This window comes from Kitasatospora sp. A2-31, assembly GCF_022288725.1.
GTDB lineage: Bacteria > Actinomycetota > Actinomycetes > Streptomycetales > Streptomycetaceae > Kitasatospora.
Genome location: NZ_JAKNTA010000009.1, coordinates 197,917 through 216,196 on the forward strand (window position 1 = coordinate 197,917; position 18,280 = coordinate 216,196).

Sequence of the window (18,280 nt, forward strand, 5' to 3'; positions counted from 1 at the left end):
CGCCGGTCCCGCTACCCCTTGACGGATCCGGCCAGCAGACCGCGGACGAAGTACCGCTGCAGGCCGAAGAAGACCGCCAGCGGGACGATGATCGAGAGGAACGCCCCCGCCGTCAGCAGTTCCCAGCGCCCGCCGAAGGAGCCGGAGAGCTGCGCCAGCCGGACCGTCATCGGCGCCACCTCGGGGGTGCCGCCGGCGAAGGTGAGCGCCACGAGCAGGTCGTTCCAGACCCACAGGAACTGGAAGATGGCGAACGAGGCCAGTGCCGGGGTGCAGAGCGGCAGCACGATCGACCGGAAGATCTTGAAGTGCGAGGCGCCGTCCACCACCGCCGCCTCCATCAGGTCGCGCGGCAGCTGGGCGATGAAGTTGTGCAGCAGGAAGATCGCCAGCGGCAGCGCGAACATGGTGTGCGCCAGCCAGACCGGCGCGTAGGTGCCCTTGAGGTCCACCGCCGGGACCAGCGTCAGCGGGCCCAGGTGGGCACCGCCGGAGAACAGCCGCAGCAGCGGGATCAGCGCCATCTGGATCGGCACCACCTGCAGGGCGAAGACCACGAAGAAGACCGTGTCGCTGCCCCGGAACCGCACCCAGGCCAGCCCGTACGCGGCCATCGCCGCCAGCACCAGCGGGAAGAGCGTGGCCGGGATGCTGATCGCCAGCGAGTTCACCAGGAACGGCATCAGCCCGGTGGAGACGCCGGAGCCGCCCTCGAACAGCACGGTGTGGTAGTTGGAGAGGCCGAGGTCCGGGTGGAGGAGGACGTTCCACCACCCGTCGGCCGTCACGTCCTGCTTGGGCCGCAGCGAGGTGGCCAGCAGGCCGAGGGTCGGGACGGTCCACAGGACGGTCACCGCGATCACGAAGACCGAGGCGAGCGGGCTGCTGAAGGTCTTCCGGACCGGACCGCGCCCGGTGCGGACGCCCGTCGGGCGGTGCACGCTCATCGGACCCCGCGCTCCTTCCGCAACTGGACGATGTTGTAGGCCACCAGGGGCAGCACCGCGAGGAAGAGGATCACCGCGAGCGCGCTGCCCCGCCCGGTGTTGAACTGCACGAAGGACTGCGAGTACATCTCGTTGGCCAGCACCTGGGTGCCGAAGTTGCCGCCGGTCATGGTGCGGACGATGTCGAAGGCCTTGAGGGTGGTGATCATGACGGTGGTGAGCACCACCACCACCGTGGTGCGGATCATCGGCACGGTGACGTACCAGAACAGCCGCACCCCGCCCGCGCCGTCCAGCCGGGCCGCCTCGGTGACCTCGTCGGGGATCGCCTTGATCGCCGCCGAGAGGACGACCATCGCGAAGCCGGTCTGCACCCACACCATCACCGCCATCAGCAGGAAGGTGTTGAGCGGCTGGGAGAGCATCCAGTTCGGCGGGTGCTCCCAGCCCAGGGAGATCGCCACCTGGCTGAGCAGACCGATCTGCTGCTGGGAGGCGTCCCGCGACTCGTAGACGAACTTGAAGATGATCGAGGCGCCGACCAGCGAGATCGCCATCGGCATGAAGATCAGCGACTTGTAGACCGCCTGGCCGCGCATCCGGTCCACCAGCAGCGCCAGCACCAGGCCGAGGCCGGTCGCGGCCAGCGGGGCGACCACCAGCCAGAGCAGGGTGGTGACCAGGACCTTCTGCACCGAGTCGGTGGTGAACGCCCAGCCGAAGTTCTCGCCGCCGACGAAGCCGGTGCTGTCGTCGTTCTGCAGGCTCAGGTAGACGGTGCGCACCAGCGGCACGACGAGGCCGACCAGCAGCAGCACCACCGCCGGGCCGAGGAAGACGGCGACGGACAGCGGGCGGGCGAGCCGACCGGAGGCGCGGCCGGCGACCAGGAAGACCAGGAGCAGGATGCCGAGGAACCCGGCGACGGCGCCGACGGTGTTGCCGAGCTTCACCGCCGCGTCGCCCCAGGCCCCGGCGGCCAGGGCGGTGCCGCCGAGGCCCGGGGCGCCGCCGGCGAGCGTGGTGGCGCCGCCGAGGGACGTCGCGTCACCCAGGGGCGTGGCGGCGCCGAGGTGGGCCGGCGCGCCGAGCGCGGCGGCGCCGGCTGCGGCGAGTGCGGTGCCGGATAGGGACATGGCGGTGCGTCCTCCCGTCCGGGGGATTGGGGCGGGCGGTGCGGGTGGGTGGTCCCGCACCGCCCTCGGCGGGTGGTCCCTGGCGGACCTCGCCGGCGGACCTCGCCGGCGGGCCCGCGAACGTGGCGAGCCGCGCCGCCGCTACTGCGGCCAGGCGGCGTCGATGTCGGCGGCCGTCTTCTGGATCGACTGGCCCTCGGCGAACCAGGCCGTCAGCGACTTCCACTCCTGCCCGGCACCGACCGCCGCGGGCATCAGGTCCGAGCCGTCGAAGCGGAAGGTCGCCGCCGGGTCGGTGAGCGCGTCGGCGGAGAGCCGGTCGATCGGGTCGGTGTAGAGGCTCTTGTCGACGCCCTGGTTGGCCGAGACCCACCCGGTGGCGGTCCTCACCCGGCTGCTCGCCCACTCCGGGCTGGACAGGTAGTTCTGCACCGCCTGCACCTCCGGCCGGCTCGCGAACGCCGTCAGGAACTCGCCGCCGCCCTCGACCGGGTTGGGCACGCCCGGGTTCACCGCCGGCAGTTGGAAGGCGAAGACGTCGCCGTCCGGGCCGACCTTGGTGTCCTTGGGCCACTGCGCCTTGTAGAAGGACGCCTGCTGGAGCATGAAGCACTTGCCGGTGAGGATCGGCGCGCCCGCGTCCTGGAAGGTCGTGGTGGCGATCGACTTCACATCGCCGTAGCCGCCGTTGACCCAGGCGGGGTTCTGCATCCAGCCCGCGACCGTCTTCATCGCCGTGGTGATCTTCTCGTCGGAGAACTTCACCTTGTGGCCCACCCACTGGTCGTACACCTCGCCGCCGTACGAACCCAGCACCACCTCCTCCAGCCAGTCGGTGGCCGGCCAGCCGGTGGCCGTCCCGGAGGCGATGCCGCCGCACCACGGCCTGCCGCCGCCCGCCTTGGCGATCCGGTCGCTGAGCTCCATGAGCGCCGACCAGCTCTTCGGGACTTCGTAGCCGGCCTGCTTGAAGGCCTTCGGCGAGTACCAGACCAGCGACTTCATGTTGGCGCTCATCGGCGCCGCGTAGAAGGTGCCGTTCACCGAGCCGTAGGTCTTCCAGACCGGGCTCCACTTGTCCTGGTTGGCCACCGTCTGCGCGGGCGGCTTCGCCACCTTGCCGCTCTTGACCATCTGCGCCAGCAGACCCGGCTGCGGGATGATCGCGAAGTCCGGGGCGTTGCCGCCGGTGACCCGGACCGGCAGCTGGGACTCGAAGTCGTTGGAGCCCTCGTAGCTGATCCTGATGCCGGTACACGAGCTGAACTCGGACCAGGACTTCTCCAGGTTGTCCGACTCGGGGCTGAGGATCGAGGCGAAGACGGTCACCGTGGTGCCCGAATGCCCCGCGTACGGCTGGTACTTGGCGCAGTCGCCGGTCAGGGCCTTGCCCCCGCCGTCACCACCGCCCGAGCCGCCGGAGTCCGAACTGTTGGAACAGGCCGCGGTCAGCGCCAGTGCCGCCAGCAGGGCGGGCACGGCTGCCGACCGGCGGGAACGGGTGGACGGCGCGGTCGGGGTGGTGGTCAATGCGGTCCTCCTCGCCAGGGCGCGAAACGCCGGCAGTACGACGGAACGACATTGCGCTGTACCGGAGATCGACATGGACGCGGCGACGGGGCCGGTTTACGACGTTAACGCAGCCGGCACCCCGCGCCAAGGTCTGCGTTCGACCTTCATCGGCATGTGCCACAGTCGTGCCCCCCGTTCGCCGGCCCGGAACGCCGCCGGCCCCGTCCGGAGCGGACGGGGCCGGCGGGGCGCAGGCGCGAGGCACCGGGCGCCGGGCCCGGGCGCAGGCACGGACCCGGGCACGGGGCCCGTAGGGGGCGCGCCGCCGCCGAGGACGCGGCGGCGCGGCCGGTCAGTACAGCCGGACCGGCAGCTCCCGCAGCGAGTTGACCACCAGGGACGGGCTCGGCCGCAGTTCCTCGTCCGGCACCGCCAGCTGCAGCTCCGGGAACCGCTCGAACAGCGCGGGCAGGGCCACCCCCGCCTCCAGCCGGGCCAGCGGCGACCCCGGGCAGACGTGCGGCCCGTGGCCGAACGACAGGTGCCGGACCGGGTCCCTGGTGACGTCGAACAGTTCGGCCGTCACGCCGTGCTGAGCGGGGTCCCGCCCGATCGCGTTGTAGGAGATCAGCACCGGCTCACCCGCGGGGATCACCGCCCCGCCGACCGCGACGTCCTCGGTGGTGAACCGGAACAGGAAGTTGCTGGTCGGCGGCGTCCAGCGGAGCGACTCCTCGACGACCGCGTCCCAGCCGACCTTCCCCGACCGGACCAGCTCCAGCTGGTCGGGGTGGGCAAGCAGCGCCCGGACGGCGTTGCCGATCAGGTTGACCGTGGTCTCGTGGCCCGCCGCGATGATCACTCGCAGGGTGGCCGCCGCCTCCGCGTCGCTCAGCGCCCCGCCCTCGGTGTCCGCCGCCAGCAGCACGCTCGCCAGATCGTCGCCCGGCACCGAACGGCGCTGTGCCACCAGGCCGTCGACGAAGGCGTTCAGCCCGGCGATGGTCGCCTGGATGCCCTCCGGGTTCGGACGGATCCCGAAGAACCTCTCGTAGAGGTCACGCAGGTGGCCGTGGTCGGACTCCGGCACCCCCAGCAGCGAGCAGATCACCGTCATCGGCAGCGGGAAGGCGAAGACCGACTTGAGGTCCACCACCCGCTCCCCCGCCGCCAGCGCGTCGAGCAGGCCGTGGGTGATCTCCTCGACGCGCGGACGCATCAGCTCCACCCGGCGCGGCGTGAACGCCTGCGCCACCAGGGCCCGCAGCCGGCGGTGCTCGGCGCCGTCGGTGGTCACCATGCTCGGGCCGGGCACCGCCAGGCCGATCAGCGGCCACGTCTTCGGCACCTCGCCGCGCTGGTAGGCCGCCCAGTGCGCGGCGTCCTTCACCAGCCGGGCGTCCGTCAGCAGGTCGCGAGCGGCCGCGTGCTGCGTCACCGCCCAGGCGGCGACGCCGCCGGGCAGCTCCACCGCCACCGCCGGGCCGGCGGCGCGCAGCAGCGCCCCCTCGGCGGCGTTGTCACGGGCCAGCGGGTCGAGGGCTATCGGCGCGGTCATCGGCACAACTCTCCTTCGGTTCCTCGTTCTTGAACAGCCATGCGCGGACGCGGACGGGCGGTGGCCCCGCAGGGGGCCGCCCCGGACCGGATCAGCCCTGGTAGCCCGGCGTGAAGGACACCGGCAACGCCACCAGCCCGCGCACCCACGCCGACGGGCGCCACACCAGCGCGTGCTCGGCCACCGCCAGCCGCAGGTCCGGCAGCCGGTCCAGCAGCACCTCGATCGCGGTGGTGGCGATCACCTCGGCCGCCTCCTGCGCCGGGAACGGACAGCCGTGCTCGCCGTACGAGTAGCTCATGTGCGCCCGGTTGCCCTCGGCCGGACGCCCGTCCGGCTGCCGTACCGACGGGTCCGCGTTGGCCCCCGCGAAGCCCAGCAGCACCATGTCACCGGCCGCGATCCGCTGACCGGCCAGCTGGGTGTCCCGGGTCGCCCACCGGCCGGCGAAGATCTGCGTCGGGGTGTCCTCCCAGAGCGCCTCGTTCAGCGCCTGGCTGATGCTGCGCCGGCCGCCGGAGAGCGAGGCGGCGAACCGCTCGTCGGTGAGCATCAGCCGCATCGCGTTCGAGATCCAGTACGAGGTCGGCTGGTGGCCTGCGATCAGCAGCACCCGCAGGTCGCGCATGACCTCCTCGTGGTCCAGGCCCGCCGCGTGCGCCAGCATCCGCGAGGCGATGTCCTCGGTCGGGTGCTCGGCCTTCTCCCGCACCAGGTCGAGCATCACGCCCAGCAGCCGCTGCGCGCCGGCGGGCGCGTCCGGCCCGCCGTCCAGCATCGCCAGCAGGCCGTCGATCAGGACCGGCGCCTGCTCCTCGCTCAGCCCGAGCAGCCGGCAGAGCACCAGCAGCGGCATCCGGTGGGCGTACTCGGCCACCAGGTCGGCCTCGCCGCGCCCGGCGAACTCGTCGATCAGCCGGTCGGCGATCTCCTCGGCGTGCTTGCGCAGCTCGTACGGGTCGACGGCGGCGAGCGCGTCGGTGACCGCCCGGGAGCGGCGGACGTGCTCCTCGCCCTCGGCGTAGAGGATCGACGGCACCGGGGTCATCATCGGCCGCAGCGGCCAGTCCTCGGGGATCGACTCCCAGGCGTTCCAGCGGGTGGAGTCACGGCCGAACAGTTGCGGCTGGCCGGTCACCAGCTGCAGCTCGCGGTAGCCGATCACCAGCCAGGCCGGCACGCCGCCGGCCAGCTCGACCGGTGCGACCGGGCCGTGGGCGGCCCGCAGCTCGCGGTAGAGCTGGGCCGGGTCGGTCTGGAAGCGCGGCCCGTACAGCGGGGTGGCGCCGGCGTGCGCCGGGCAGCCCGGCGGCGGGGTGGCGGCGGGCTCGGTCACGGGGTGCTCTCCTCGTACGGGGACGGGTCGGTGGTGCCTTCGACGGTGGACGCGGCGGCCGGAGCCCCGGCCTGCGCGGCGGCCTCCACCCGGGCGGCCAGGTGGCGGACCAGCTCGATCAGCACCTGCTTGCTCGACTCGCGGTCCCGCGCGTCGCAGTCGACCAGCGGCACCTCGGCCGGCAGGTCGAGCGCCTCCCGGACCTGCTCCAGGGTGTGGGTCGGCTCACCGAAGTTGTTCCGGGCGACGATGAACGGCGTGCCGTGGTGCTCCAGCCGGTCGATGGCGTACCAGGACTCCTCCAGCCGCCGGGTGTCCACCAGGACGACCGCGCCGAGCGCGCCGCTGAACAGCCGGTCCCAGAGGAACCAGAACCGCTCCTGCCCCGGCGCGCCGAACAGGTAGAGCACCTGGCGCTCCGAGAGCGTGATCCGGCCGAAGTCGAACGCGACCGTGGTGGAGCGCTTGCCCCAGGCGCCCGAGGGGTCGTCGATCCCCTCGCCCGCCTTGGTCATGGTCTCCTCGGTGTTCAGCGGACGGATCTCGCTGACCGCGCCGACCAGGGTGGTCTTCCCCACGCCGAAGCCGCCGACCACGACGATCTTCAGCGCGTTGTCGGCGGTGCCGCGCAGCGGGGTCCGCCCGGCCGGACGGGCGTCCGGCAGCTCAGAGCCGTTGGAGTCCATGCAGCACCTGCTTCAGCGTGTCGAGATCGGGCAGCCGGGCCTTGTTGGGCGCGAACCGGGGGTGGCGGGCGGTGACCGCCCCGCTCTCCAGCAGGTCGCCGAGCAGGATCTTCACCACCGAGACCGGCAGCGCCAGCTCGGCGGCGACCTCCACGACGGCGGTCGGCGCCTCGCACATCTGCAGGATGCGGACGTGCTCCGACTGCATGCCCGGGGCCGGCTCCCGCTCCGAGACGATCAGGGTGACCAGGTCGAAGGCGTTCTCCGGGGACCGGCTCCGGCCGCGGGTGATGGTGTAGAGGCGGTCCGGGTCGTCGTCACGGCCCGGCATGACCGGCCGGCCGGTCATGCCCGCGCGTCCTCGCGGGCCGCCGCACCGTCGCCCCCGGCGGTCGTTGCACCGCCGCCGTCGGCCACGGCGTCCCGGGCCGGGGCGCTCAGGTGGACGCCGATCTGCTCGATCAGCCCGTGCATGTTGTGGCCGACCACGCCGACGTCCGCGTCGTCGTCGGTGACCACGGCGAGGTGCGCGCCCTCGCCGGCCGCCACGATGCAGAGGATGCCGCCGTGGAACTCGGTCATCGACTGCCGCACGCCGCCGCTGCCGTCGCCGAACTCGATCGAGGCGCCGTGCGCCAGGCTCTGCATCCCGGAGGCGATCGCCGCCAGCTGGTCCGCCTGGTCGGCGCCGAGGCCGGAGGTGTGGCAGAGCTTCAGGCCGTCGGCGGAGAGCACCAGGGCGTGCCGGGTGCCGGGGGTGGCCGTCAGGAGGTTTTCCAACAGCCAGTCGAGGTCACGGTCGGTGGCGCTGCTCATCAGGAGTCCTTCACTCGGTGACGGGGGAGGCGTCGGGGGTGGTGGGGGGTGTGGTGGTGGCGCGGGAGGCGTCGGTGGCGGCGGCCGGGGCGGCGGGGGTGGCCGGAACGGCGGCGCCGGGAGCGGCGGGCGCGAGTGCCGGCGTGGCGGCCTCGGCGGCGGGCGCGGGTGCGGCAGCCCCGGGGGCGGCGGTCCCCGGCGTGGCGGCCTCGGCCGGCGGCCCCTCCCCCTCCGGGGTGGCGCCGGTCCTGGCCTGCTGGGCGGCCCGTCGGAACGCGCCGAACCGGGCCGCGGCGGTCGCACTGTCGCTGCGCGTCGGCTTGGCGGCGGGGGCCGCGGCCGGGGCGGTCGCGGCCAGCGTCTGACCGCGGCGGCGCTGCGGCAGGCCGCTGTCGGTGACCCGGACGGGCGCCGGGGCGGCGGGCGCGGGCGCGGCCGGCGTCACCGGCGTGACGGGCACGGCCGGGGCCGTCGGGGCGGCCGGCGGTACCGGGCGCGCGGGGGCCGGGGCCGGGGCGGGGACCGGGGCCGGAGCGGGCGCCGGGCTGAGCGCCGGGCGTGCAGGAGCCTGGACGGCCGCGCGGGCCGGCACGGGCGCCGGAGTCGGCTCCGGCGCGGGGTGCGTCACCAGCTGCTGCGGGATCAGCATCACCACCCCGGTTCCGCCGCGCGCCGACGGCCGGAAGGAGACCTGCAGCCCGTGCTTGCGCGCCAGCGAGCCGACCACCGCGAGGCCGAGCCGCGTCCCCGCGGAGAGCGTGGTGAGGTCCAGCGGCTCGGCGGAGACGGCCCGTTCGGCCCGGCGCAGCCAGCTCTCGCTCAGCCCCAGGCCGCTGTCCTCGACACTGATCGCCAGTCCGGCCGGCACCTCCTCGACGTAGACGTGCACCTCGGCCGGCGGGGCGGAGAAGTTGGTGGCGTTGTCCAGGAGCTCGGCGAGCGCGTGCATGACGCCCTCGGCGGCGAACCCGGCCACCGCGGCCGTACTGGCGTTGTGCAGCCGGACGCGCTGGTACGCACCGATCCGGCCGAGCGCACCGCGCAGTACCGACTCCACGGCGATCGGCTTGGCCCAGCGGCGGCCGGAGCGGGCGCCGGTGAGCACGGCGATGCTGTCGGCCATCCGGCCGGCCTGCGCGGTGGAGTGGTCCAGCCGCAGCAGGTCGCCCAGCACCTCCTCGTCGTGCCGGTGCTGCATCTCGCGCAGTTCCGCGTGCATGCTCGTGGCCAGCGCCTGGACCCGCCCGGCGGCCGTCGCGCAGACCGCGAGGGCCGCGGCCCGCAGCCGCTCGCCCCGGCCGATCTCCTCGGCGACGACGCGCAGCAGCGCGTACTGGGGGTGCTTGCGGTGCGCGGCGAGCGCACTGTCGACGGACGCGCCGTCACGCAGCCGCTTCACCACGTCGGGCAGGACGTCCTCGGCCAGCCGGTCGAGCTGGGCGCGCTCGGCCCGCTCGGTCTCGACCTCGGCCCGCGCCTCGACGAGCTCGGCCCGGACGGCCGCGGCGTCCGCCTCCGCGCGTGCCGCCTCGGCCCGCGCGGCGTCGCGCTCGGCCTCCGCGGCGCAGGCCCGCGCCTTCGCGGCCGCCTCCGCCTGCTTGGCGGCGCCGGCCACGACCAGTGCGGTCATCGCCTCCTCCTCGCCCATGCCGAGCTCGCCGTCCAGCCGGCGGGCGCGCTCGGTGGCGGTGGCGGCCGTCCAGACCGCGATGAGCCAGAGCGCGGTGACGGCGCAGACCGCGACGGCGGTCAGCGGCTGGTGGGCGTCCACCGCCCGGACGACCGCCACCGGTCCGGCGATCGCCGCCAGCAGACAGGCCGCCGCCGTCAGGGCCGCGGTCCGCGGGGCGATCCGCCGCCACGACGGGGCGGCGGGGCTGGTGCGTTCTCTCATCGGTGCGGTCCTCGGCAACAGCGGCGGCCACGAAGGACGCCGACAGCGGGGGCGGGCGAACGCGCCACCGCCCGGCCGACGTGGTGAAACGTCTCCGGGCGGGCTGATCGGTTCACACTTTCGGCCGATCATATCCATTCAGCTGTTCGCCTCAACTGGAGAGTTGACGCTCAGTCTCGTTCAGACACGCTCCGCACACACGACCACCGCCACTCCCCCACGGGGTTCAGCCGGTCTTCGTCTCGATCGCCCGCCGCAGCGCCACGAAGTCCAGCCCGTGGTCGGCGATGACCTTCGCACCGAGTCCCTCGCCCTCCCGGATCACACCGAGCAGCAGGTGACCGACCCCGATGTGACCCGACTTCAGCCGCAGCGACTCCCGCAGCGAGAGCTCCACCGCCTTCCTCGCCCGGGCCGTGAACGGCGCCCGCCGGCCCTTGGCCTCGGAGCGGAACCAGCCCCGCCGCCGCGGCTCCGCCTCCTCGGCGGGCGCATCCAGCGCCCCCGCCCCGAACACGGACTCCACCGCCTCCCGGACCGCGTCCAGGTCCACGCCGATCGAGGCCAGCGCCTGCGCGTCGCCGCCCTCCCCCAGCAGTCGCCGCACGGCCTGCCGGGCGGTCCCGTGGTCCAGCCCGGCCTCGACCAGAACCGCGGCGGCCGGGTCCTCCGGCCGGGCGAGGACCGCCAGCAGCAGGTGCTCCGTCCCGATGTGCTCGTGACCGAGCCCCGCCGCCTCCTCCTGCGCCTGCACCACCGCACGCCGCGCACCCTCGGTGAACCGCTCGAACATCGCTCAGCCTCCGTCCTTGTCCCCGCCGGCTCCCCCGGCCCCGCGCCGGGCGTACTTCTTGTGCACCGCCTGCCTGCTCACGCCGAGACAGACCGCGATGTCCTGCCAGGACCACCCCTGGTCCCGGGCGTTCCCGACCTGCAACCCCTCCAGCCGGTCCGCCAGATCCCGCAACGCCCGGACCGCACGCAGCCCGACCGCCGGATCCCGACTGCTCGCGGCAGCCGCGAGCTCACCGTTCTCGCTCATGACGTCAACATAGGTTGACACGGGCGGAGTGTCAACCCTGGTTGACACGGAAGGCGCGAAAGGGGCGGGGCGAGGACGCCCCGTCCTCGCCCCGCCCCGGGAGCCCGCCTTCACCGTTGCCGGAAAGACGTGCGCGGGGGCACCGGGTACGTCCCGGTGCCCCCGCGTGCGGTGTCAGGTCAGCTGCAGCCGCTGGTGGAGCCGCAGCCTTCGCAGAGGTAGCAGCTGCCGGCGCGGCGCATCTTGGTGCCGCAGGAGAAGCAGAGCGGTGCGTCGGCGTTGAGGCCGAGCTGGATCTCCAGCAGCTCCGTGGAGTTGTGGGCCTGCGCCGGAGCTGCCTTGGGGGCCTCGACCGCCGGGGCCGCCGGGGCGGCCGGCTTGGTCACCGGGGCGGACTGGGCCAGGGTCTCGGTGTCGAGCTCCTCGGCCTCCAGCGGCTCGTAGGAGCCGGTCTCCAGGTGACGCTGGCGCTCCTCGACGGAGTGGATGCCGAGCGCCGAGCGGGTCTCGAACGGCAGGAAGTCCAGCGCCAGGCGGCGGAAGATGTAGTCGACGATCGACTGCGCCATCCGCACGTCCGGGTCGTCGGTCAGACCGGCCGGCTCGAAGCGCATGTTGGTGAACTTCGAGACGTAGGTCTCCAGCGGCACGCCGTACTGGAGGCCGACCGAGACGGCGATCGAGAAGGCGTCCATCATGCCCGCGAGGGTCGAGCCCTGCTTGGACATCTTCAGGAAGACCTCGCCGAGACCGTCGTCCGGGTAGGAGTTGGCGGTCATGTAGCCCTCGGCGCCACCGACCGTGAAGGAGGTGGTGATGCCCGGGCGGCCCTTGGGCAGGCGCTTGCGGACCGGACGGTACTCGACGACCTTCTCGACCGCGGCCGGGGCGGCCTCGGCGGCCTTCTCCTCGTCCTTCTTCTTGGCCGAGAGCGGCTGGCCGACCTTGGAGTTCTCGCGGTAGATGGCGAGCGCCTTCACGCCCATCTTCCACGCCTCGAAGTAGATCTCCTCGACGTCCTCGACGGTCGCGGAGGCCGGCATGTTCACCGTCTTGGAGATGGCGCCCGAGATCCACGGCTGGATCGCCGCCATCATCCGCACGTGGCCCATCGGGGAGATGCTGCGCTCGCCCATCGCGCAGTCGAAGACCTCGTAGTGCTCGGTCCTCAGGCCGGGCGCGTCGACCACGTTGCCGTGCTCGGCGATGTGCGCGACGACCGCCTCGATCTGCTCGTCCTGGTAGCCGAGGCGCTTGAGGGCGCGCGGGACGGTGCCGTTGACGATCTGCATCGAGCCGCCGCCGACGAGCTTCTTGAACTTGACCAGGGCCAGGTCGGGCTCGACGCCGGTGGTGTCGCAGTCCATCATCAGGCCGATGGTGCCGGTCGGGGCGAGCACCGAGGCCTGCGCGTTGCGGAAGCCGTTCTGCGCACCGATGCGGAGCACGTCCTGCCAGGTGTCGTTCGCCGCGGCCCAGACCGGGGCGTCCAGGTCGTCGACCGAGACGGCGGCGGCCGAGGCGTCGGCGTGCTGCTTCATGACCCGCTGGTGCGGGGCGGCGTTGCGGGCGTAGCCGTCGTACGGGCCGACGACGCCGGCGAGTTCGGCGCCGCGGCGGTAGGCGGTGCCGGTCATCAGCGAGGTGATGGCGCCGGCCAGGGCGCGGCCGCCCTCGCTGTCGTACGCGTGGCCGGTGGCCATCAGCAGGGCGCCGAGGTTGGCGTAGCCGATGCCCAGCTGACGGTAGGCGCGGGTGGTCTCGCCGATCTTCTCGGTCGGGAAGTCGGCGAAGCAGATGGAGATGTCCATCGCGGTGATGACCAGCTCGACGACCTTGGCGAAGGTGGCGGCGTCGAAGGAGTCGTCGTCGCGCAGGAACTTCATCAGGTTCAGCGAGGCGAGGTTGCAGCTGGAGTTGTCCAGGTGCATGTACTCGGAGCAGGGGTTGGACGCGTTGATGCGGCCGGACTCCGGGCAGGTGTGCCAGTGGTTGATGGTGGAGTCGTACTGGATGCCGGGGTCGGCGCAGGCCCAGGCGGCCTCGGCCATCTTGCGGAAGAGCTTCTTCGCGTCGACGGTCTCGATGACCTCGCCGGTCATCCGGGCGCGCAGGCCGAATTCGGTGCCGTTCTCGACGGCGGTCATGAATTCGTCGTTGACGCGGACCGAGTTGTTGGCGTTCTGGTACTGGACGGAGGTGATGTCGTCCCCGCCGAGGTCCATGTCGAAGCCCGCGTCGCGCAGGGCGCGGATCTTCTCCTCCTCCTTCACCTTGGTCTCGATGAAGGCCTCGACGTCCGGGTGGTCGACGTCCAGGACGACCATCTTGGCCGCGCGGCGGGTGGCGCCGCCGGACTTGATGGTGCCGGCGGAGGCGTCGGCGCCGCGCATGAAGGAGACCGGGCCGGAGGCGTTGCCGCCGGAGGAGAGCAGTTCCTTGGAGGAACGGATCCGGGAGAGGTTGAGGCCGGCGCCGGAACCGCCCTTGAAGATCATGCCCTCTTCCTTGTACCAGTCGAGGATCGACTCCATCGAGTCGTCGACGGCCAGGATGAAGCAGGCGCTGACCTGCTGGGGCTGCTTGGTGCCGACGTTGAACCAGACCGGCGAGTTGAAGCTGAACACCTGGTGGAGGAGGGCGTGGGTCAGCTCGTGCTCGAAGATCTCGGCGTCGTCCGGGGTGGCGAAGTAGCCGTTCTTCTCACCGGCGGCGCGGTAGGTGAGCACCACGCGGTCGATGATCTGCTTGAGGCTCCACTCGCGCTGCGGGGTGCCGACGGCTCCGCGGAAGTACTTGGACGTGACGATGTTGACCGCGTTCACCGACCAGAAGTCGGGGAACTCCACGCCGCGCTGCTCGAAGTTGATCGACCCGTCGCGCCAGTTGGTCATCACGACGTCGCGCCGCTCCCAGCGGACCTCGTCGTAGGGGTGGACGCCAGGGGTGGTGTAGATGCGCTCGATCCGCAGACCGCCCTTGGGGGCCTTGCCGGCGCCCTTGGCCGCGGTCTTGTCGGACTTCGACCCGCGTGCGGAACCGCTCGTGGTGTCTGTCACTTCTCGCTCCTCCTCCTGGGCAAACGCCCAAAGTGCCCCGAAAAGTCCGGGCACCGCTGGTTCGCTCTTCCGGTGTGCGGACAGGCGAGGACCCGCCTGGTTCCGCACGGTTCGTGGTGTTCCGTGCACCGTTTCCGGGCACGCGTCGACCCCGGTAGGGGGCCGGTGTGTCGCCGACCCCGTCAGGGGGCCGGTTTGTGGTGCGGGCCCCGGAGGGCCCTGTGCTCCGCCGGGCCGCTAGGGCGCGGCGGCGGGGACGGGCACGGAGGTGCCGTCCGCCGCGGGGGCGGGCCGTTCGCGGCGGAGTTCCGCGATGGCGGCCTCGAAGTCTTCCAGTCCGTCGTAGGCCTGGTACACGCTGGCGAACCGCAGGAAGGCGACCACGTCGAGGTCCTTCAGGGGTCCGAGTATGGCCAGCCCGACGTCGTGGGTGGTGAGCTCGGCGTTGCCGGTGGCCCGCACGCACTCCTCGACCCGCTGGCCGAGCTGGGCGAGGGCGTCCTCGGTGACCGGGCGGCCCTGGCAGGCCTTGCGGACTCCGGAGATGACCTTCTCCCGGGAGAACGGCTCGGTGACGCCGCTGCGCTTGATGACCATCAGCGCGGCCGTCTCCACCGTGGTGAAGCGGCGGCCGCAGTCGGGGCACTGCCGACGACGGCGGATGCAGCTGCCGTCCTCGGTGGTCCGGCTGTCGACGACGCGGCTGTCGGAGTGCCGGCAGAAGGGGCAGTGCACCTGAGGATCCCTCCCGGGCGGAACGTGCGGACTTGTCGAGTCTATGCGATGCCGACCCGTCCTCGGCAAGCTGATCATGCGACGTGACCACTAGTACTGGGCACGATGTGGACTGTAGCCACTACATGTAGGTCTTCGGGGGAGGTGACACCCCTGGCGTGTCGGCGCGGATTAGACTGCCGGAGTCGATCCCGGATCGAACATTTAATCGATGTACAACAAAGCCTTGATCGAGTCAGCCAACTCCCGAATAATTCACTCGAACGTGTGTTTGGCGCAACCTTTCGATAGGAGGTGCCGTTGGGCTGGAAAAGGGAGAGGACAGCCGTCGAGAGGGGCCGCCGTGAACACCATCGAAAGCAACACCATCCCGGTGCAGGAACACTCCCAGCTCAAGGTGGGTCAGCGCACCACGAACCAGCAGAGTGTGGACGTCAGCATGGACCGCAGTGAACAGCACCGGCTCTCCGGCCCGGCCATTCCTCACACGAGCCGCGTTCCCGACCAGCCCATCGAGCACGCCGCCGCGCTCGACGACGCGAACCCGGCGCCGACGCGTTCGATGCCCGGGCGCCCCCCCGGCATCCGCACCGACGAGGCCGGGCTGACCGAGCGGCAGCGCCGGGTCATCGAGGTCATCCGGGACTCCGTCCAGCGCCGCGGCTACCCGCCGTCCATGCGCGAGATCGGCCAGGCCGTCGGCCTGTCCAGCACCTCCTCGGTCGCCCACCAGCTGATGGCCCTGGAGCGCAAGGGCTTCCTCCGGCGCGACCCGCACCGCCCGCGCGCCTACGAGGTCCGCGGCGTCGAGGTGGCCCGGCCCAACACCGCCGAGACGGCCGGTCGCCCGTCCACCTCGTACGTGCCGCTGGTCGGCCGGATCGCGGCCGGCGGGCCGATCCTGGCCGAGCAGACGGTCGAGGACGTCTTCCCGCTGCCGCGCCAGCTGGTCGGCGAGGGCGAGCTGTTCGCGCTCACCGTGCGCGGCGACTCGATGATCGAGGCGGCCATCTGCGACGGCGACTGGGTCACCGTCCGGCGCCAGCCGGTCGCGGAGAACGGCGACATCGTGGCCGCCATGATCGACGGCGAGGCCACCGTGAAGCGCCTCAAGCGCGAGGACGGCCGGATCTGGCTGATGCCGCACAACCCCGCGTACGAGCCGATCAACGGCGACAACGCGACCATCCTGGGCAAGGTCGTCGCGGTCCTGCGCCGCCTCTGAGCGGCCCGCCGGGGCGCACACCGGGAAGGGGCTCCACCGCACGCTGCGGGGAGCCCCTCCGCGTTTCCGCGCGGCGCCGCGGCGCCCTCTGCACGGAGCCCGCCGGTCACGGCCGGGCCGCCCACCCCTTCCGTGGCCCGCGGCCCGGCGTGCGGCCCCGCTCGCCCGGTCCGGCCAGGACCGGACCGGGGCAACGCCCTCAGCCCCGCCGGACCACCGGCCGGACCGGCGGCGCCGAGGCGTCGATCGCCGCCAGCGAGCGCCGCACCTGGTTGCGGTCCGTGGTGTACCAGAACTCCGGCATCGACGACCGGAAGAAGCCCCCGTAACGCTTCGTCTCCACCCGCGGGTCCAGCACCGCGACCACGCCGCGGTCGTCCGCCGCGCGGACCAGCCGGCCCGCGCCCTGTGCCATCAGCAGCGCCGCGTGCGTCGCTGCGACGGCCATGAAGCCGTTCCCGCCGCGCTGCTCGACGTCCTTCTGCCGGGCGCTCATCAGCGGGTCGTCCGGGCGCGGGAACGGGACCCGGTCCATCACCACCAGCTGGCAGGCCGAGCCGGGCACGTCCACGCCCTGCCAGAGCGAGAGCGTGCCGAACAGGCAGGTGGTGGCGTCCGAGGCGAACTCCCGGATCAGCTCGCCGAGCGTGTCCTCCCCCTGGAGCAGGATCCGGTTGTCCAGCCGCTCGCGCATCGCCTCCGCGGCCGCCTGGGCGCCGCGCATGGAGGAGAACAGGCCGAGGGTCCGCCCACCGGCCGCGCCGATCAGCTCCGCCAGCTCGTCCAGCATGTCCGGGCGTTCCGGGTCACGGCCCGGGTCGGCCAGGTGCTTGGCGACGTAGAGGATGCCCTGCTTCGGGTACTTGAAGGGCGAGCCGACGTCGATGCCCCGCCAGAACGGCACCGGGTCGTCCCCGAATCCGCCGGTGTCCGGCTCGTCCCCCGGGGTGCGGACGTCCGGCAGCCGGGCGTCGGAGGGCAGCCCGACCGAGGCGGCCACCCCGTTGAAGTCCCCGCCGAGCTTGAGCGTGGCCGAGGTGAGCACCACCGAGCGCTCCTTGTAGAGGCCCTCCCGCAGCAGTCCGGAGACGCTCAGCGGGGCGACCCGCAGCGAGGCGGTGCCCAGACCGAAGCGGTCGCTGCGCTCGATCCAGACCACGTCGTACTCGGAGTCGGCCAGCAGCCGCTCCGCCGTCTCGTGCAGCGTCTCGGCGGCGGCCATCGCCTGCTTGCGCACCGCGTCCTCGTCGCTGAGCCCCTTGTCCCTCGTCTCGCCCAGCGAGGTGATCACCTGGCGGCTGGCGTCCCGGATCGCGGTGACGGCGTACGCCAGGTACTCGGGCAGCTCCTCGACCCGGCCGGGCTGGGCGGTCTCCATCAGGCCGTGGTAGTTCTCGGCGGCGGCCTGCAGGGCGTCCACGGCCTTCTCGTTGGCCAGCCTGGCTGCCCGCTTGACCGCCCGGTTGACCGCGCCGACGGTCAGCTCGGCGGTGGCCGCGCCGGTGACCCGGTTGACCAGTTCGTGGGCCTCGTCGACGATCAGCAGCCCGTGCTCGGGCAGCACCGGCGCGCCCTCGATGGCGTCGATCGCCAGCATCGCGTGGTTGGTGACCACGACGTCGGCCAGCTTGGCCCGCTCGCGCGCCTTCTCCGCGAAGCACTCCTGCCCGTACGCGCAGCGGCTCGCTCCCAGGCACTCCTTGGAGGTGACCGAGAGCTGGGCCCAGGCCTTGTCCGAGACTCCCGGGGTCATGTCGTCCCGGTCCCCGGTCTCGGTCTCGTCGGCCCACTCGCGCAGCCGCAGCACCTCCTGCCCGAGCTTGCCGGCGGGCCCGCCCATCGCCTCGACCGGGTCGAACAGGCCCTCGCCCTCGTCGCTCGGCGTGCCCTCGTTGGCCCGGTGCAGGCAGAGGTAGTTGGAGCGGCCCTTGAGCATCGCGAAGAGCGGGCGGCGGCGCAGCACCGGGTGCAGGGCCTCCACGGTGCGCGGCAGGTCCCGCTCGACCAGCTGGCGCTGGAGCGCCAGGGTGGCGGTGGCGACCACCACGCGGTCCCCGTGGGCGAGGGCCGGCACCAGGTAGGCCAGGGACTTTCCGGTGCCGGTGCCGGCCTGCACCAGCAGGTGCTCGCCGTGGTCGACGGCGTCGGCGACGGCCTCGGCCATCCGGACCTGGCCGGGGCGCTCGACGCCGCCGACGGCCGCGACGGCGGCGTGCAGCAGCTCGGGGAGCTGGGCCCGCGGGACGGCGTCGTGGGCGGCCGAATCGTCGGCGGCGTCCTCGGCGGCGTCGGCGGGGAGCTGGGATTCGGAGTCGTTCGTCATGACCCTCCCAC

15 protein-coding genes are annotated in these 18,280 nt (G+C 72.8%); 1 reads left to right on the forward strand and 14 read right to left on the reverse strand.

What is annotated here, in order from left to right; translation table 11 throughout:
* Positions 1–11: 11 nt before the first annotated feature.
* The 13 genes from MCM47_RS25085 to nrdR all read right to left on the reverse strand — a co-directional run bounded on the left by MCM47_RS25085 (position 12) and on the right by nrdR (position 14,721).
* Entirely contained in the window at positions 12–947 is a 936-nt protein-coding gene (locus MCM47_RS25085) for a carbohydrate ABC transporter permease (RefSeq protein WP_238863950.1), read from the reverse strand.
* A complete protein-coding gene (locus MCM47_RS25090) occupies positions 944–2,083 on the reverse strand; it encodes a carbohydrate ABC transporter permease (RefSeq protein ID WP_238863951.1) in 1,140 nt (379 codons plus the stop codon). Before MCM47_RS25090 ends, MCM47_RS25085 begins: the two co-directional genes overlap by 4 nt.
* Positions 2,084–2,224: 141 nt before the next feature.
* The gene (locus MCM47_RS25095; protein WP_238863952.1) at positions 2,225–3,613 is read right to left on the reverse strand and encodes an ABC transporter substrate-binding protein; all 1,389 of its coding nucleotides are present in this window, start codon (positions 3,611–3,613) and stop codon (positions 2,225–2,227) included.
* Between the two features lie 334 nt (positions 3,614–3,947).
* Positions 3,948–5,153, reverse strand: coding sequence for a cytochrome P450 (locus MCM47_RS25100; protein ID WP_238863953.1), 1,206 nt, complete (start codon positions 5,151–5,153; stop codon positions 3,948–3,950).
* A gap of 91 nt (positions 5,154–5,244) precedes the next feature.
* Positions 5,245–6,489, reverse strand: coding sequence for a cytochrome P450 (locus MCM47_RS25105; RefSeq protein ID WP_238863954.1), 1,245 nt, complete (start codon positions 6,487–6,489; stop codon positions 5,245–5,247).
* Positions 6,486–7,175, reverse strand: coding sequence for an ATP/GTP-binding protein (locus MCM47_RS25110; RefSeq protein ID WP_238863955.1), 690 nt, complete (start codon positions 7,173–7,175; stop codon positions 6,486–6,488). The genes MCM47_RS25105 and MCM47_RS25110 overlap by 4 nt, the downstream gene beginning before the upstream one ends.
* Complete coding sequence (locus MCM47_RS25115; protein ID WP_238863956.1) at positions 7,156–7,524, reverse strand: DUF742 domain-containing protein; 369 nt, start codon at positions 7,522–7,524, stop codon at positions 7,156–7,158. The genes MCM47_RS25110 and MCM47_RS25115 overlap by 20 nt, the downstream gene beginning before the upstream one ends.
* Entirely contained in the window at positions 7,521–7,991 is a 471-nt protein-coding gene (locus tag MCM47_RS25120) for a roadblock/LC7 domain-containing protein (RefSeq protein ID WP_238863957.1), read from the reverse strand. The genes MCM47_RS25115 and MCM47_RS25120 overlap by 4 nt, the downstream gene beginning before the upstream one ends.
* 10 nt (positions 7,992–8,001) lie before the next feature.
* On the reverse strand, positions 8,002–9,885 hold the full coding sequence (locus MCM47_RS25125; protein WP_238863958.1) for an ATP-binding protein: 1,884 nt from the start codon (positions 9,883–9,885) through the stop codon (positions 8,002–8,004).
* Between the two features lie 226 nt (positions 9,886–10,111).
* Positions 10,112–10,678 carry a Clp protease N-terminal domain-containing protein gene (locus MCM47_RS44075; protein WP_374209200.1) on the reverse strand — a complete coding sequence of 189 codons (567 nt, stop codon included), beginning with the start codon at positions 10,676–10,678 and terminating at the stop codon, positions 10,112–10,114.
* A gap of 3 nt (positions 10,679–10,681) precedes the next feature.
* Positions 10,682–10,927: an RNA polymerase subunit sigma-70 gene (locus MCM47_RS25140; RefSeq protein ID WP_238863959.1), complete on the reverse strand. Its 246-nt coding sequence runs from the start codon at positions 10,925–10,927 to the stop codon at positions 10,682–10,684.
* A 179-nt stretch (positions 10,928–11,106) separates the two neighbouring features.
* On the reverse strand, positions 11,107–13,986 hold the full coding sequence (locus MCM47_RS25145) for a vitamin B12-dependent ribonucleotide reductase (RefSeq protein WP_238863960.1): 2,880 nt from the start codon (positions 13,984–13,986) through the stop codon (positions 11,107–11,109).
* 237 nt (positions 13,987–14,223) lie between these two features.
* Positions 14,224–14,721, reverse strand: a complete 498-nt coding sequence (gene nrdR / locus MCM47_RS25150; protein WP_238863961.1) for a transcriptional regulator NrdR — start codon at positions 14,719–14,721, stop codon at positions 14,224–14,226.
* Between the two features lie 343 nt (positions 14,722–15,064).
* Here nrdR and lexA point away from each other — a divergent pair, with 343 nt between their 5' ends.
* A complete protein-coding gene (lexA, locus tag MCM47_RS25155) occupies positions 15,065–15,946 on the forward strand; it encodes a transcriptional repressor LexA (RefSeq protein WP_308222443.1) in 882 nt (293 codons plus the stop codon).
* Between the two features lie 199 nt (positions 15,947–16,145).
* Here the strand turns inward: lexA and MCM47_RS25160 are convergent, their stop codons facing one another.
* On the reverse strand, positions 16,146–18,269 hold the full coding sequence (locus tag MCM47_RS25160) for an ATP-dependent DNA helicase (protein ID WP_238863962.1): 2,124 nt from the start codon (positions 18,267–18,269) through the stop codon (positions 16,146–16,148).
* Positions 18,270–18,280: the final 11 nt, after the last annotated feature.

What these genes read in the sequence shown, in the direction of transcription:
- MCM47_RS25100 (WP_238863953.1), bottom strand. Translation starts at nt 5,153, where the DNA reads ATGACCGCGCCGATAGCCCTCGACCCGCTGGCCCGTGACAACGCCGCC.
- MCM47_RS25085 (WP_238863950.1), bottom strand. Translation starts at nt 947, where the DNA reads ATGAGCGTGCACCGCCCGACGGGCGTCCGCACCGGGCGCGGTCCGGTC.
- MCM47_RS25110 (WP_238863955.1), bottom strand. Translation starts at nt 7,175, where the DNA reads ATGGACTCCAACGGCTCTGAGCTGCCGGACGCCCGTCCGGCCGGGCGG.
- MCM47_RS25115 (WP_238863956.1), bottom strand. Translation starts at nt 7,524, where the DNA reads ATGACCGGCCGGCCGGTCATGCCGGGCCGTGACGACGACCCGGACCGC.
- MCM47_RS44075 (WP_374209200.1), bottom strand. Translation starts at nt 10,678, where the DNA reads ATGTTCGAGCGGTTCACCGAGGGTGCGCGGCGTGCGGTGGTGCAGGCG.
- MCM47_RS25090 (WP_238863951.1), bottom strand. Translation starts at nt 2,083, where the DNA reads ATGTCCCTATCCGGCACCGCACTCGCCGCAGCCGGCGCCGCCGCGCTC.
- MCM47_RS25140 (WP_238863959.1), bottom strand. Translation starts at nt 10,927, where the DNA reads ATGAGCGAGAACGGTGAGCTCGCGGCTGCCGCGAGCAGTCGGGATCCG.
- MCM47_RS25125 (WP_238863958.1), bottom strand. Translation starts at nt 9,885, where the DNA reads ATGAGAGAACGCACCAGCCCCGCCGCCCCGTCGTGGCGGCGGATCGCC.
- MCM47_RS25160 (WP_238863962.1), bottom strand. Translation starts at nt 18,269, where the DNA reads ATGACGAACGACTCCGAATCCCAGCTCCCCGCCGACGCCGCCGAGGAC.
- MCM47_RS25120 (WP_238863957.1), bottom strand. Translation starts at nt 7,991, where the DNA reads ATGAGCAGCGCCACCGACCGTGACCTCGACTGGCTGTTGGAAAACCTC.